The organism is Marinobacterium mangrovicola (assembly GCF_004339595.1).
In the GTDB taxonomy this organism is placed as follows: Bacteria; Pseudomonadota; Gammaproteobacteria; order Pseudomonadales; family Balneatricaceae; genus Marinobacterium_D; species Marinobacterium_D mangrovicola.
Genome location: NZ_SMFU01000007.1, coordinates 154,748 through 169,282 on the forward strand (window position 1 = coordinate 154,748; position 14,535 = coordinate 169,282).

Here is a 14,535-nt window from a genome sequence, read left to right on the forward strand (position 1 = left end):
CTTTATTCAGGGAAAAGGAGTTTCCATTGGCTGGAACCAGTCTGCTCGCACTGATCGATGATATCGCCACGCTGCTGGATGATGTTGCACTGATGTCCAAGGTGGCGGCCAAAAAGACCGTCGGTCTGTTGGGGGATGATCTGGCACTGAATGCCGAGCAGGTCTCCGGCGTTAAGGCCGACCGGGAGCTGCCGGTGGTCTGGGCCGTATTCAAAGGCTCGATCATCAACAAGCTGATCCTTGTGCCGGTGGCGCTGCTGATCTCGGTAATCGCGCCCTGGCTGATTACACCGCTACTGATGGTAGGCGGCGCCTACCTCTGCTTTGAAGGCTTCGAAAAGGTACTGCACAGCATCAAGCCCGACAAGTCGGCCCACGCCAAAGAGCTGAAAGCGATCGCCGATACCCATGTGGATCTGCGCGAATTCGAAAAGAAAAAGATCAGGGGCGCGATCCGTACCGATTTTATTCTTTCCGCAGAAATCGTTGTTATCGCGCTGGGTTCGGTGCAAACGGCGGCTTTTGGTACTCAGGTGGCGGTGGTTTCAACCATCGCTCTGGTGTTGACGGCGGGCGTCTATATTCTGGTGGCAGGTATCGTAAAACTGGATGACGCCGGGCTTTATCTGGCCGAGAGCGCCAAAACCGGCATCGGTGCGGCGCTGGGACGGGGGCTGCTTTCATTGGCGCCCCGGCTGATGAAATCCCTGTCGGTGATCGGAACCATCGCCATGTTTCTAGTGGGTGGTGGCATCCTGGTACACGGGACGCCCGGGTCGCATGAGTTCCTGCATCATATCGAGCAAAGTGCGGATGGCCTGCCAGCCATCGGCAACATAGTAAACGGTGTGCTGCCCTCACTGATTAACGCGGGGCTTGGTGTGCTTGCCGGTGGCATCGTCTTTCTTGTAGTTGAATACCTGGTGCATCCGCTGTTCGGGCGTAAAGCGCACTGAGGCACAAACCATGACTGAGAATGAACTGCAGATCCGACCGATGCAGCCCGAGGAACTCAACCTGATGCTGGATTGGGCGGCCGACGAGGGGTGGAACCCGGGCCTTAACGATGCCCGCTGCTACTACCAGGCGGATCCTAAGGGCTTCCTGCTGGGGCTGGTTGGTGGCGAGCCGGTGGCGACCATCTCAGTGGTGCGCTACAGCGATAGCCTGGGCTTTCTCGGTTTTTATATTGTAAGGCCCGAGTATCGCGGCCGTGGTTACGGCATGCAGGTCTGGAACGCCGGCATGGCTTACCTGGCTGGCTGCAATGTGGCGTTGGATGGAGTGGTTGCGCAGCAGGATAACTACGCCAGGTCCGGATTCCGTCTGGCCTGGAATAACGTGCGTTATGCCGGAAATGCCCGGCACTCAGAGGAGCTGACGCCGTCCTCTGTCACGAAGCTTGGGCCAGCGGACCTGCCTGAACTGTTTGAATACGATAAAGCATTCTTTCCAGATACTCGCCCAGCCTTTCTGGCCGCCTGGATCGATCAGCTCGGAGGCACCGCACTGGCAATACGAGAGGGCGGTGCTCTGGCCGGCTATGGCGTGATCAGGCCCTGCCGTGAAGGGTTTAAGATCGGGCCGCTTTACGCGGATAGCCCGGATCTTGCGGCGACGCTGTTTGATGGTCTGCAACGGGCGGTGCCGGAAGGGGCGCCGATCTATCTGGACCTGCCTGACAATAACGCTGCAGCGGTAGCGCTGGCCCGTTCAGCTCAGATGACGCCGGTGTTTGAAACGGCTCGCATGTACACCGGTACTCAACCGGACCTCCCGCTGAGCAGAATCTACGGTGTGACCTCGTTCGAGATCGGCTAAAAGGCTTGGGAAGCTATGATTAAGTCTATAGCGTCTCAGCGTGGCATGAAGTGCCCAGATACTAGGCGAGCTTTGCCGTCAATGGCCGTAGCCCTTGGCAAAAAGCTCAACGCCGTAGATGGGTGCTTCATGCCGCGCCCTCCGGGGCTTGCAGGCTGGCCCACTCTCTGCGTTGGACTTTTTTGCCGTAGCGCCACTACGCCTGCAAAAGCCCGCCTTGATAGTGAGCCAGCCTGTAAGCCTGAGATGCCATGAACTTGTTCATAGCTTCCCTTGGTTCGATAATCGAATGGCATCTTTTACACGGGATGAACTACCTGTTGCTCGTGTTCCTGTTCTCGGGGGATGAACTTCTGTTGATATGAGCTTTTGTGGATGTGAACTTTGAAGACCTGATGTGCCAGGTGCGAGCCTGTCGACTCTGTGAAGCGCAGCTGCCACTGGAGCCCCGGCCGATAATCCAGGCGTCGCCCGAAGCGCGGATCCTGATCGTCGGTCAGGCGCCGGGGCGCAAGGCGCATGAATCCGGTCTGCCTTTTGATGATGCCAGTGGCGACCGCCTGCGGCAGTGGCTGGAGCTTAGTCGCGAGCAGTTTTACGACCCGGCCCTGGTGGCGATACTGCCGATGGGGTTCTGCTACCCGGGTACCGGAAAATCGGGCGATCTGCCGCCCCGGCCCGAGTGTGCGTCCGCCTGGCGGGATAAGCTGATGGCTGAGCTGCCCAATATTCACCTGACGCTTTTGCTGGGCCAGTATGCCCAGCAGTATCACTTTGGTGCTGATAAACGAACGCTGACGGAACGGGTGAGTGACTGGCAAACCACCTGGCCAGACCTGGTGTCACTGCCGCACCCCAGCCCCCGTAACAATCTCTGGTTAAGACGTAATCCCTGGTTTGAAACCGAACTGCTGCCGGCGCTGGCAGTCAGAATCAAGCAACTTATTCCATAACTCAGTTATCTACTTGGTCCATCACTTGGTGAATAGTTGACGCATAATCAAGCCAGATTTTGGCATTGGCCTTTAACTATGGATCTGTGCCCTTAGATATTACGTATCAAACATTTACGCCATTCGGGCTTAGCCGCAAAAAGGAGAGAAGGATGTCATCACTGGTTTACTGTATTGCCCAGTTCAAGCCGCGCCCGGGCAAAGAGAAAGAGCTGTTTGCCGTACTCCAGTCGCTGGAGCCCAACACCCTGCGCGAAGAGGGCTGTATCCAGTATCGCGTGACGCGCCACATTCCCAACCCCTATGCCGATGGCAGCAGTTTCCCCATCGCTTTTAACGAGATCTGGCGCGATGCCGAGAGCTTTGCCAAGCATAACGAGGGACCGAGAATTAAGGAGTTCTTCAGCCGTTACTGCCTCGCGGAAGATGGGCTCGCGGAAGAGTGGAATGTTTGCGTTTACACCGACGAGCCGGAAGACTTTTCCTGAGTCGGCGCTGAGCCTTTTCTAAAGTGTAAAGATCAGGGAGTTTTATCATGACAAGCCACGCAGCTTACCGACAACCGGCCCGCCTGACCGGTAGTGATGGTGAGATCAGGAAGGTCGGCTTCGAGCTGGAGTTTTCCGGCGTATCCCTGGATGACACCGCCAATGCGCTCAGGCAAAAGCTCGAAGGCAATGTTGTCTACCAGACCGAGGCGGAGCTGGTACTGGAGCTGCCGTCCATCGGTAAGCTGACCGTGGAGCTGGACTGGGCCTTCCTCAAGCGCAAGGCGGCAGAAAGTGCCGAAAAGGGTGAGCCGGAAGAGTGGCTTAAACCACTAAGCCAGGCGGCGGGGCTGCTGGTGCCGGTGGAAGTGGTCTGCCCACCGGTGGCGATCGATAAGCTGGATCGCCTGGATAATCTTGTCGATATTCTGCGCGATCTGGGTGCCCAGGGCACCGAAGAGTCTTTGATCGCCGCCTACGGTGTGCATATCAATACTGAGATTCCGCAGTTGAATGCACCCTGTATGCACGCGTACCTGAAAGCGTTTAGCCTGCTGCAGTGGTGGCTCGTAGAGGCGCACGAGGTCAATACCGCACGCAAGATCAGCCCCTATATCGGGCTCTATCCAGAAGCTTACGTGGTTGAGCTACTGGAGATGTCCGAGCCGGATATGGACCAGCTTTTTGCCACCTACCTGGAACATAACCCCACCCGCAACCGTGCCCTGGATATGCTGCCACTGCTGGCAGAGATCGATGAATCCCGGGTACAGGACGCGGTGGGCGACGCCAAGGTTAATGCTCGTCCGACCTTCCACTACCGTCTGCCCAACTGCCAGATAGAGCGGACGGGCTGGTCGCTGGCGGATTCCTGGAATGTCTGGTGTGTGGTCGAAGCGCTGGCCAACGATACCCAGGCGCTGGAAGAGCTGGGTCAGGCATTTCTGGATGCGCGGCTGCCGGTCATCGGCGTCAATCGTAGGAGCTGGGTGGAGTTTATAACCAGATGGCTGCAAGACCGAGAGTTGGCGTAACCGGTAACGGGCGCCGCTGGGCGCCGAGCTGGTGGTGTTCCGCGTTGGCGTTGAGGCTTGCCGGCGCGACGCCTGAGCGCATCAGTGTGCGCCACCCGCCCAGTGGTAAAGCGCTGGATGGCCTGGTGATCGGCGGCGGCAACGATATCGCCCCGGAGCATTACCAGGGTGATATCGACGCCAAGGTGAAGTTGGATCCGGAGCGCGATGAGTTGGAGATTCAGTGGATAAACCGTGCCATCGACACCGGTATCCCGCTGCTGGGTATCTGTCGCGGTGCGCAGCTGATCAACGTGGTGCTGGGCGGCAATCTGCATCAGGACATTCGCCCCCTGCGCAAGCGTACCTACAACCGCCCTGGGCTGTTACCCACCAAGCAGGTGAAAGTGGAAGAGAGTTCGGTGCTGGCCGAACTCTGCGGTAAGCTGCAGCTGCGGGTGAACAGCTTGCATCATCAGGCGATTCGCGACACCGGCGAGGGGTTAGAGGTGGTCGGCAGGGATCTGGACCAGATCACCCAGGCGGTGGAGCATATCAACGGTCAGCCGATTATCGGTGTGCAGTGGCACCCGGAATATCTGTTTTACCTGCCATCCCAGTTTGCGCTGTTTCGCTGGCTGGTTTCCCGTATGCGTTAAATCAACGCGAATCAATCTTACCAAGGAATAAGGAGTTTCCGTGATATCGATGCTGCGAAGTCTGGTGTTGGGTCTGGCGGTTTTCGTGCTGGCTGGATGCAGTGATGAAAAGCTCAGTCCCCTGGGCGATTACGCCCGTATCCTTGCTTTTGGTGACAGCCTCACGGCAGGTTATGGCGTTTCCAGTGAGCAGAGTTACCCCAGCGTATTGGCCGAGTTAAGCGGTCGTGAGGTGATCAATGCCGGAATCTCGGGGGAGGAAACTTCCGAGGGTGTCAGCCGTTTGGCGACGCTGCTTGAGCGTGAGAGCCCTGAGCTGCTGATCCTGTTCGAGGGCGGTAACGACATTCTTCGCAATCGTAACCTCGCGCAGACCAAGTCCAACCTGGCGCAGATGATTGAGCAGGCCAGGGCGGCTGATATACAGGTGATGTTGGTCGGAGTACCGCAGAAAAGCCTGTTTTCCAGCGCGGCGCCGTTCTATGCCGAACTGGCCGAAGAGTACGATCTTGCCTACCTGGAGGGCACGGTTGCAGAGCTGCTGAGGGAGCCCGCCTACAAGTCGGATCAGGTGCACTTCAACGCCGAGGGCTACAGGCGTCTGGCGCAGGCGATTCATGATCATCTGCAGCAGGAAGGTGCTCTCTGATCGGTTAGAGGATGTAAAAAACGGGCAATATCGAAGGACTCTGGTCGTTTCGATATTGCCCGTGAAGGTGCTCAGTTCAAACTGTGCTCATCAAACCGCCGAAAATGGCGGGGCTGGACTAGCAGCAGCCCTGTTTTTTGATCGCGGCCCAATCCACATTTGGGTTCTGGCGACCGTGGCGGCCTTTGTACGGAGCGTATTCCGGCGACTTCCAGTTGCTCAGAAGCTCAGGGTTCACCTTGTAGATCTCGACGCCCAGCGGGTTGCAGGTCTGCAGCGGGTCCTGGGCGTTTTCACCCCAAAGGTCCACGGACAGATCGCCGCCCGGGCAGCAGGACATGGCGCAAAGCAGGTCGATCTCGGCGAAGAACTCCAGATAATCCCCTTTGTCCGCCGGGCAGGCTTTCATGAAGTACTGGTCGTCGTCGTTCAGGCCTGTGCACTGGAAGATGTTCAGTACGTCGTGCACATCAAACTCGGTCAGACCGTAGGGCTCCACGGCACGCACCAGGTTGGAGTGGCAGTGGAAGTCGAAGTCTTCGCCGGTGAGCAGGCGGTTGACGTAAGGATCGCAGCGGGTGCCGAGCAGGTCATGTACGCGGCCACCTTCGGCATCGACACCGTAATCCGCCAGGGTGTCGTCAATGATGGTTGCCATCGGACGCAGATAGGGCAGGTTTGACCAGAGACGGTCGTAGGTGCTGACGTGGGCACGTTGCAGCTGACGGGTACGGGACGCCCACATCCGCTCGCGCGGGTTATGCAGGCTCCACATATTGAAGTCGCCGACCTGGGGGCCATCGTTGATTTTTACTCGGAAAACGTGGCCGGCCGGCACTACCCACGCCAGGCCGTCACGCATCGGCACGGTGTGGGTTTCCACCAGTTCTCGCTCGGTGTTAGCGGCGGTCAGGCTGTCGTAGAAGCCCTTATCCACGTCCAGGACTGACCCTTTGGTTGCCTGGTAAGCTGCAGAAACATTAGACATATTAATAATCTCCAGTGAAAAGGATCAGCTTTTTACGGCGCCCGGTTGGTTGTAATCGGTCATCAGACCATCGAACTTGCGGGCTGCACGTGAGCTATCGGTAAGCTTGCTGACGATAACGACAGCAATGAAAGAGAGAACGAAGCCGGGTACCACTTCGAAAATATCGAAGATGCCAGCGGGGCCGCCGCTCAGAGGTTTCCAGATCGCCACGGTGGCTGCACCGACGATCAGGCCGGCAAAGGCGCCGTTACGGCTCATCCCACGCCAGAACAGGGAGAGCAGAATCACCGGGCCGAACGCTGCACCGAATCCACCCCAGGCGTAGGAGACCAGGTCCAGAATGCTGCTCTCCCGGTCCATGCCCATCACGGCGGCCAGCAGGGCAACGGCTGCCACGCTGATGCGGCTCAGCCAGACCAGCTCTTTCTGGCTGGCGTCGGGGCGGATCAGGCCGCGGTAGATATCTTCAGAGATGGCGGAGGAGCAGACCAGCAGCTGGGAGTCGATGGTGCTCATGATGGCAGCCAGCACGCCGGCCAGAACAAAGCCTGCGACCCAGGGGTTGAGCATGGTGTTGGCCAGCAGGATAAAGACGCGCTCGCCATCTTCCATGGAACCGCCGTACCAGTAGTAGCCCACGGCGCCGACGGCGACCGCAGATGCCATGGTGATGGTGGACCAGATCATGGCGATGCGGCGGGAGATCTTCACATCTTCGCGGCGGCGTACCGCCATAAAGCGCACGACCACGTGGGGCTGGCCGCAGTAGCCGATCGCCCAGCCTGCCAGAGAGACCATACCCAGGAAGGTCATACCCTCGGTCCAGCCCGGCAGATCGGGGACAGTTACGTCAGCAGCGGCGCCGGTCTCGCCATTCATCAGGGCGTACAGAGTCATGGCGGCGACGATCAGCAGTGACGCTGCCATCATCAGGCCCTGGATCAGATCGGTCCAGGATGCCGCAGAAAATCCGCCGAGAAAGGTATAGGCCACGATAATGGCGCCGCCGACCCAAAGGGCTACCGAGTAGTCCAGCTCAAACAGGCTTTCGAACAGGGTAGCGCCACCGACCAGGCCTGCGGATACGTAGAAGGTGAAGAACACCAGCATCACGATAGAGGAGACCGTGCGCAGCACCCGCTGTTTATCGTCGAAGCGCGCTTCCAGGTAATCCGGTACGGTCAGGGCGTTACCGGCCTTTTCGGTAAAGACGCGCAGACGCTCGGCGATCAGGGTCCAGTTGAGGTAGACACCGACCAGGGTCCAGACGGCGATCCATGCCTGGGCGTAGCCTTCGGCGAAAATGGCGCCCGGCAGGCCCATCAGAGCCCAGCCGCTCAGGTCCGATGCGCCTGCACTCAGCGCAGCAACCGCAGGGGGCAGGCTGCGACCACCCAAAACATAGTCGGAGAGGTCGTTGGTCTTGCGGTAAAAGTAGAAGCCGATCCCCAGCATCATTAGCAGGTAGATCGCGAAAGAGATGATGACAGATGTACTCATGGCTGAGCTTCCAGATTGGTTTTTGTACTTAACACCAGGGGCAGCTGGAGTGAGGCGCTTATCAACTTATTGATAGCGTCTTCATACGTTTTATTTTTTAGGGGCTGGTAAACTATCCTTAACAAAAAGTAATGAATACTGATTAATGTTGATACGACACTTTACTTTGAGTCATATATGGCGCGTCCTAGCTTTTCATCACTGAAGACATTCGAGGTAGTCGCCCGGCTGGGCAGCCTGCGTGCGGCCGGCGAGGTGCTGCATATTACCCAATCGGCGGTCAGCCACCAGATCCGGCGGCTTGAAAGCAGCCTGCAGGTAAAGCTGATGGAGAAGAATGGCCGGGGTATCCGGCTGACCTCCAGTGGCGAGCAGCTGGCGTACCGCCTTTCTGAGGGCTTCGCGTTGATCGATGAGGCGGTGGACAGCATTACCCTGCGCAAGGATATGGAACAGCTGAGGATCGTCTGCCTGCCTTCGATCGCGGTGCGCTGGCTGATTCCGCGGCTGAACCGTTTCCGCAGCCGCTATCCCGACTATGCGATCAGCATCGAATATATCGACGTTTCCCGCGATGAGGTGCCTCCGGATATCGATATCCAGATCACCTGGTTTGATGGCCCACCCCGATCGCGCTTCGACCGGAAGTTGATCTGTGAAGGTGTCACCCTGCCGGTGGCCAGCCCGCTTTATCTGCAGACGGTGGCGGCGATCGAGCAGCCTCGCGATCTGCTGCGGCTGGATCTGTTGCACGATGAAACTTCCGATTCCTGGCGCAGCTGGTTTCAGAGTGTGGGATTGAATCCTGGGCATCTGGAGCGGGGAATGTTTTATCAGGACTTTAACCTGTTAAGCTCTGCTGCTATCGCAGGGCAGGGGATAGCACTTTGCCCGCCGCGTCTGATCGAGACCGAGCTGGCGAATGGCACCCTGGAGGTGCTGTTTGATACGCCCTCTAACACCTCGCGGGCGTACTGGCTGTTTACGCATCCGAACCCACGCGCTGCCGTGCAGCGGTTTATGGATTGGGTACTGGAGGAGGCGGAACAGCCACCGCAGATTTAGAGAAACAAGTTAATCGCAACAATTAAGCACTGGCCCGGCTGGCTTGGAGCACTCGGCCTTGCCTGCTCGGACTATGCAATAACGAATCATCCAATAATAAGGAGTTAATCATGAGCTGGACCGTGTACCTGTCAGGCGAGATTCATACCGACTGGCGTGAACAGATTATCGAAGGCTGTAAAGCGAAGAACCTGCCGATCAGTTTCACATCGGCGGTCACCAATCACGATGCCAGCGATGCCGCGGGCGATGGGCTGGGTGAGGAGAGCAGCAATTTTTGGCGTGATCACAAGTCGGCCAAGGTTAATGCGATCCGCACCAAGACGCAGATCGAAAAGTGCGATCTGGCGATTGTACGCTTTGGTGACAAGTACAAGCAGTGGAATGCGGCGTTTGACGCCGGTTTCTGCGCTGCGCTGGGCAAGCCCTATATCACGCTGCACAGTGCAGACATTATTCATCCGCTGAAAGAGGTGGATGCGGCCGCATTGGCCTGGGCACAGACGCCGCAGCAGGTGATCGAAGTGCTTGAATACGTCGTCAGCGCCCAGTAAGGGATGCCTCACCCGGCGGGAGAGAGTGTGCCGGGCAAGACAAAAGCGGCGTTACTGCGTAATGCAGTCGGGGCAGTAGCTGACCTGGGGATAGAACATCTTCACGTCATAGTGCGCTGCCTTGGGGTTGGAGTAGGAACCGATGTAACGCAGCTCCGCTTTCTCCGGCATATGTGAACACTGGGATTCATGGATCTGGTTGCCGGCTTCTTTCTGGGCTTCAAGGTGCAGATAGTACTTGGCCATAACCTTTACTCCTGACTGTTCGCTAATCACTGATTGTTTTGTGCTGAATTCCTGTCCCGACTTCGATCAAAAGCATGAAACCAGTCGAGGGCATGACAGGGGTACGGAGCCCGCCACTCCGTACCCGTCCCGTCTGAGTCCGCAAGGGGGACCAGGCGTCTCAGGCGGCGCTGTCATGTTGATTCTCTTATCGCAAGTCCTGTACCAGCCTGGCTGTCAATAGAGCGCGTTTGACTCACATCAGTGTTTATTGATCAAAATCAATAAATTGCAGCAGGCGCTCCGGGGTATCCAAGCTTTGAGGCGCAGAGAGGCTCGAGCCTGATGTCGTGAAAGCTTCAGGCTGGAAGCAACAAATGTTGTTTTATTGACATGGATCAATATCTGGGGCGGCTGTGGCGGGCAAAGCGCCTGCCACAGTCGTAAGGGGAGGGGCTGTTTAGTCTTTGCTTGGGCGCTCGGAATCTTTTTTCGGCTCGCTGGATTCGCTGCTTTCCTGAGCGACTTCCTGTACCGCTTCGGCCTGCGGTTTAGCCTTGTCCTGCGCTTTCTCGTTGGCTTGCGGCTCGTCGTCTACCTGCGACTCGAGCGCTGCCGGCTCGGCTGTTGTTCCGGTATCGGATTCGGTCGGCTGGCCGCACTCTTCAGCGATGTAACGGTTGATATATTCCTGGCCACGGCGACTGGTGTTGGTGAGCCAGAGAATAGCGAGCACGCCGAAAGCGAGTGCAAAGACAGCGTATTCGCGGAACACCAGCGCCAGAATCACGATGATAGGAATGACCACCATGAGACCGGTTTTACTGCGCTTGGCCAGATTGTCGCGCAGTTCGCCGGCTTTTTGCGCATCGGTCATGCCCGCCTTGAGGAGAGCCTGTTTCAGTGACTCATATTCTCGTTCGCGGCGTCGGGCCATGCGGCCGAAGGGATCATTCAGTTTCATAAATAGCAACTCTGTTATGCGGCAGTGTAATTATGGGGTCGGATATTACCGGCGAATCCAGTGTTTGTCCGCTATTTGGCCCAAAATCTGGTGCGAGTCCAGCCGTTCGTATGGCAGGGCGTGACTTTAATAGCGGTTAATTCTTTACCATAATGGTCGGCTTTTTTCCGCCATCAGGGAGACAACGATGACCCCCAGCGATAACCAGACCGCTTACTCTAGCCGCGCGGTGCTGCTGATTCAAATTGCACTGGCTATGGGAGGTTTCGGTATCGGCACCGGGGAGTTTGCGATCATGGGACTGATGCCCAATGTGGCGGAAGGGCTCTCGATCACCGAACAGCAGGTAGGCCATGTGATCAGCGCCTATGCGCTGGGCGTTGTCGTGGGTGCACCGCTGCTGGCGATTGTCGGCGCGCTACTGTTCCGGCGCCATCTGCTGATCCTGCTGATGTTTGTCTTCGCGCTGGGTAACTTTGCCAGCGCCATGGCACCGGACTATCACAGCCTGCTGCTGTACCGCTTTCTGGCGGGGCTGCCGCACGGGGCTTACTTTGGCGTTGCCTGCCTGGTAGCGGCTTCGCTGGTACCGCCAAATCAGCGCGCCAAGGCGGTGAGCCGGGTGCTGATGGGCCTGACCATCGCCATGCTGCTGGGTAACCCACTGGCCACCTGGCTGGGACAGTCGATGGACTGGCGCTACGCCTTTGGCTTCGTTGGCGTGATTGCATTGTTGACCGTCGTACTGGTGACCCTATTCCTGCCGCTGAATCGTAACGAGCCACGCAGCAACCCGGTGCGGGAACTGCGCGCCTTCAACCAACCGAAGGTCTGGCTGTCGCTGGCGATCAGCTCGGTGGGCTTTGCCGGTATGTTCTGCGTGTTCAGCTACCTGGCGCCGACACTGCTGGAAGTGACCGAAGTCTCCAAGGTCTGGATCCCGGTGGCGCTGGCGGCCTTTGGTGCCGGCGGCATCGTAGGCAATATCGCTGGCGGTTGGCTGTTTGACCGGCTGCAGTTCAAGGCGGTGGGCTGGCTGCTGCTCTGGAGTACCGGCATCCTGCTGCTGTTTCCGCTGGCGACCCAGAATATCTACACCATGCTGCTGGCGGCCTTCGCGGTTGGCACCATGATATCGCTGTCTCCCGCGCTGCAGACGCACCTGATGGATGTGGCCGCTGAAGCGCAGACCTTGGCCGCAGCCACCAACCACTCCGCTTTCAACCTGGCCAATGCCCTCGGCCCCTGGCTCGGCGGTATGGCGATCTCGGCGGGTCTTGGCTGGAGCAGCACCGGCCTGGTCGGCGCCGCCACAGCGCTTACAGGGTTCGCTGTCTTTGTGATCGCCTACCGTCACCACAAGCTGGTTCCCGCGATGGCGGAAGTAGAGGCGCAACGCTGAAGAAGCTGTTAGCGTCTATCCTGACCTTAAGAGTGTAGGTAACAGTCTTTATGAGTCTTGGAGTGACGCGATGAAGAAGCTTAAGAACGAGAAGGAACTGGTCCGCAAGGCAATTGAAGAGGGCGTGAAATACGGAGAGGAGCGGGGTGCCGTGGAGTTCGAGCCTGGCGACTCTGCCGATCTGAAGATTGAGTATATCTACCGGCTGCTGGTTCACGACAAGGTGATTCAGCCGATGCCGGAGGAGCAGGTATCACAGCAAACCATGCGCCACCGATTGGCGCTTTGGGCATCTCACTTGTAGCCTTGTCGCGAGCATAGAGCCTCTGTTATCACAGGGGCTTTTTTGTGGTTAATTAACAGCTAGCATGCAGCTTCCAATAATCAACTCATCTGCTCGCACAGAGCTAAGTAAGGTGGCATGAGAGGGAACGTAATTTCATATTTTGAGATGTGCCAAAAAGAAGGCACGAGTTTGCAGCGGGGGATGAATTTTCGACTGCGCGGCCGCCACTCTGTGATTTTAATGTCCCTGCATCCGAATGCTCCCTACCAGGATAGAGTCGAAGAAGAGGGTAGTGTCCTGATATACGAAGGGCATGATGAGCCTCGAACGGCGAGCCTTAAAAATCCCAAGATTGTTGATCAGCCTGAGTGTCTTCCTTCGGGAAACCTTGCTGAAAATGGGAAGTTTCATAAAGCCGCCCAGGATTATAAATCAGGCTCGAAAAATCCCGATATCGTCAGGGTTTACGAAAAAATCAAAAAAGGGATCTGGTCTGACAACGGATATTTTCACCTGGTAGATTCTTGGCGCGAGACGGATGGAAGTCGCCAGGTTTTTAAGTTCAAACTTGTCGCGGTAGATAGTGTTGTTAGTGATGATTTAGCTGAGGACTCACAATCTACAGAGGCAAAGAGAAGCAGGATCATCCCAACGCATATCAAATTGGAAGTCTGGAAGAGAGATGGGGGCAAGTGTGTTGAGTGTGGTGCAACGGATGAGCTTCATTTCGACCATGTACTGCCGTACTCGAAGGGTGGTACGTCGTTAAAAGCCGAAAATATTCAGTTGCTATGCGCGAGGCACAATTTGGAAAAGAGCGCGAAAATACAGTGATTGAAACGTGCTGTTTTGTATATTGAAACAAGGGGCTGCAGAGTTTCTGCAGCCCCTTGTTAGTATCAGCCTTCCAGCTTCCAGCGCAGGGTTTCACCGGCGCGTAGCGGCACGATGATATCGTTGCCGAACGGCATTTCTGCCGGCACTTCCCAGGGCGATTTCACCAGGGTGACCTGGTCGCTGTTACGTTCACGGCCGTAGAAGTCAGCACCGAAGTGGCTGGCGAAGCCTTCCAGTTTATCCAGTGCACCCAGGTCTTCGAAGATCTCAGCGTAGAGCTCGATCGCCGCATAGGCGCTGTAGCAACCGGCGCAACCGCAGGCGGACTCTTTAGCACCCTTGGCGTGGGGAGCGGAGTCGGTGCCGAGGAAGAATTTCGGGCTGCCGCTGATGGCCGCTGCCTGCAGCGCTTCCTGGTGGATGTTGCGCTTGAGAATCGGCAGGCAGAACAGGTGCGGACGGATACCGCCCACCAGCATATGGTTGCGGTTGTAGGCCAGGTGCTGGACGGTGATGGTCGCCGCCACGTTATCGCCCTGGCTGTTGACGAACTCCGCTGCGTCCTTGGTGGTGATGTGTTCGACCACCAGCTTCATGTTGTTGTGCTTGGCTGCCAGCGGGCTCAGGATCTCATCGAGGAAGCGCTTCTCACGATCATAGATATCGACATCCTGATGGGTCACTTCACCGTGCACCAGCAGCGGCATGTTGTGCTCCGCCAGGGCGTCGCAGACAGCGCCCAGTTTACCCAGGTCGGTGACGCCCGATGCTGAGTTGGTGGTGGCGCCGGCCGGGTAGAGCTTAACCGCGGCGACTTTGCCGGTGGCAGCTGCGGCGGCGATCATCTCCGGGGTTGTGTTGTCGGTCAGGTAGAGCGTCATCAGCGGCTCGAAGCTAACGCCTGCCGGCACCTGTGCCATGATGCGGTCGTAGTAGGCCAGCGCTTCTTCCGCATTGGTGACCGGTGGCTTGAGGTTGGGCATGACGATCGCGCGACCCATCTGACGGGCCGTAGCCGGCACTACATGTTGCAGTACGTCACCATCACGCAGGTGAAGGTGCCAGTCATCGGGGCGGGTCAGGGTAAGGCGTTCGGTCATGGTCAATCTCTCGATGGCGGGGTGGATT

The 14,535-nt window shown here is 57.4% G+C and carries 17 protein-coding genes; 12 read left to right on the forward strand and 5 right to left on the reverse strand.

Annotation, left to right across the window (positions count from 1 at the left end; translation table 11 throughout):
• Positions 1-26: 26 nt before the first annotated feature.
• From CLV83_RS01605 to CLV83_RS01635, 7 genes are all read left to right on the forward strand, one after another.
• A complete protein-coding gene (locus CLV83_RS01605; RefSeq protein WP_132286568.1) occupies positions 27-956 on the forward strand; it encodes a DUF808 domain-containing protein in 930 nt (309 codons plus the stop codon).
• Positions 957-966: 10 nt separating this feature from the next.
• Positions 967-1,821 carry a GNAT family N-acetyltransferase gene (locus CLV83_RS01610; protein WP_132286571.1) on the forward strand — a complete coding sequence of 285 codons (855 nt, stop codon included), beginning with the start codon at positions 967-969 and terminating at the stop codon, positions 1,819-1,821.
• A 371-nt stretch (positions 1,822-2,192) separates the two neighbouring features.
• Positions 2,193-2,774 (forward strand): uracil-DNA glycosylase family protein, encoded by a 582-nt coding sequence (locus CLV83_RS01615; protein ID WP_341540371.1) that lies wholly within the window; start codon positions 2,193-2,195, stop codon positions 2,772-2,774.
• A 152-nt stretch (positions 2,775-2,926) separates the two neighbouring features.
• Positions 2,927-3,262, forward strand: coding sequence for a putative quinol monooxygenase (locus tag CLV83_RS01620; RefSeq protein ID WP_104002822.1), 336 nt, complete (start codon positions 2,927-2,929; stop codon positions 3,260-3,262).
• Between the two features lie 47 nt (positions 3,263-3,309).
• Entirely contained in the window at positions 3,310-4,296 is a 987-nt protein-coding gene (locus tag CLV83_RS01625) for an amidoligase family protein (protein WP_132286573.1), read from the forward strand.
• A complete protein-coding gene (locus CLV83_RS01630; RefSeq protein ID WP_132286575.1) occupies positions 4,269-4,934 on the forward strand; it encodes a gamma-glutamyl-gamma-aminobutyrate hydrolase family protein in 666 nt (221 codons plus the stop codon). Before CLV83_RS01625 ends, CLV83_RS01630 begins: the two co-directional genes overlap by 28 nt.
• 49 nt (positions 4,935-4,983) lie before the next feature.
• Positions 4,984-5,583: an arylesterase gene (locus tag CLV83_RS01635; protein ID WP_132286578.1), complete on the forward strand. Its 600-nt coding sequence runs from the start codon at positions 4,984-4,986 to the stop codon at positions 5,581-5,583.
• A 118-nt stretch (positions 5,584-5,701) separates the two neighbouring features.
• On the opposite strand, the gene CLV83_RS01640 is transcribed toward CLV83_RS01635, so the two are convergent.
• Together CLV83_RS01640 and putP are read right to left on the reverse strand one after the other, a co-directional pair.
• The gene (locus CLV83_RS01640; RefSeq protein ID WP_132286581.1) at positions 5,702-6,571 is read right to left on the reverse strand and encodes an urea carboxylase-associated family protein; all 870 of its coding nucleotides are present in this window, start codon (positions 6,569-6,571) and stop codon (positions 5,702-5,704) included.
• 24 nt (positions 6,572-6,595) lie between these two features.
• The gene (gene putP / locus CLV83_RS01645; RefSeq protein WP_132286584.1) at positions 6,596-8,074 is read right to left on the reverse strand and encodes a sodium/proline symporter PutP; all 1,479 of its coding nucleotides are present in this window, start codon (positions 8,072-8,074) and stop codon (positions 6,596-6,598) included.
• A 177-nt stretch (positions 8,075-8,251) separates the two neighbouring features.
• On the opposite strand from putP, the gene CLV83_RS01650 reads away from it, so the two are divergent.
• Both CLV83_RS01650 and CLV83_RS01655 read left to right on the forward strand, forming a co-directional pair.
• On the forward strand, positions 8,252-9,139 hold the full coding sequence (locus CLV83_RS01650; RefSeq protein WP_132286587.1) for a LysR substrate-binding domain-containing protein: 888 nt from the start codon (positions 8,252-8,254) through the stop codon (positions 9,137-9,139).
• A 110-nt stretch (positions 9,140-9,249) separates the two neighbouring features.
• Positions 9,250-9,693 carry a YtoQ family protein gene (locus CLV83_RS01655; RefSeq protein WP_104002815.1) on the forward strand — a complete coding sequence of 148 codons (444 nt, stop codon included), beginning with the start codon at positions 9,250-9,252 and terminating at the stop codon, positions 9,691-9,693.
• A 51-nt stretch (positions 9,694-9,744) separates the two neighbouring features.
• Here the strand turns inward: CLV83_RS01655 and CLV83_RS01660 are convergent, their stop codons facing one another.
• Together CLV83_RS01660 and CLV83_RS01665 are read right to left on the reverse strand one after the other, a co-directional pair.
• Positions 9,745-9,939 (reverse strand): hypothetical protein, encoded by a 195-nt coding sequence (locus tag CLV83_RS01660; RefSeq protein ID WP_132286590.1) that lies wholly within the window; start codon positions 9,937-9,939, stop codon positions 9,745-9,747.
• Positions 9,940-10,378: 439 nt separating this feature from the next.
• Positions 10,379-10,882, reverse strand: a complete 504-nt coding sequence (locus CLV83_RS01665) for a hypothetical protein (RefSeq protein ID WP_132286593.1) — start codon at positions 10,880-10,882, stop codon at positions 10,379-10,381.
• 187 nt (positions 10,883-11,069) lie between these two features.
• Here CLV83_RS01665 and CLV83_RS01670 point away from each other — a divergent pair, with 187 nt between their 5' ends.
• The 3 genes from CLV83_RS01670 to CLV83_RS01680 all read left to right on the forward strand — a co-directional run bounded on the left by CLV83_RS01670 (position 11,070) and on the right by CLV83_RS01680 (position 13,404).
• Positions 11,070-12,284 carry an MFS transporter gene (locus CLV83_RS01670; RefSeq protein WP_132286596.1) on the forward strand — a complete coding sequence of 405 codons (1,215 nt, stop codon included), beginning with the start codon at positions 11,070-11,072 and terminating at the stop codon, positions 12,282-12,284.
• Positions 12,285-12,354: 70 nt separating this feature from the next.
• Complete coding sequence (locus CLV83_RS01675) at positions 12,355-12,588, forward strand: DUF5062 family protein (RefSeq protein ID WP_132286599.1); 234 nt, start codon at positions 12,355-12,357, stop codon at positions 12,586-12,588.
• 117 nt (positions 12,589-12,705) lie between these two features.
• A complete protein-coding gene (locus CLV83_RS01680; protein WP_132286602.1) occupies positions 12,706-13,404 on the forward strand; it encodes an HNH endonuclease in 699 nt (232 codons plus the stop codon).
• A gap of 65 nt (positions 13,405-13,469) precedes the next feature.
• Here the strand turns inward: CLV83_RS01680 and pyrC are convergent, their stop codons facing one another.
• Positions 13,470-14,507 (reverse strand): dihydroorotase, encoded by a 1,038-nt coding sequence (gene pyrC / locus CLV83_RS01685; protein ID WP_132286605.1) that lies wholly within the window; start codon positions 14,505-14,507, stop codon positions 13,470-13,472.
• Positions 14,508-14,535: the final 28 nt, after the last annotated feature.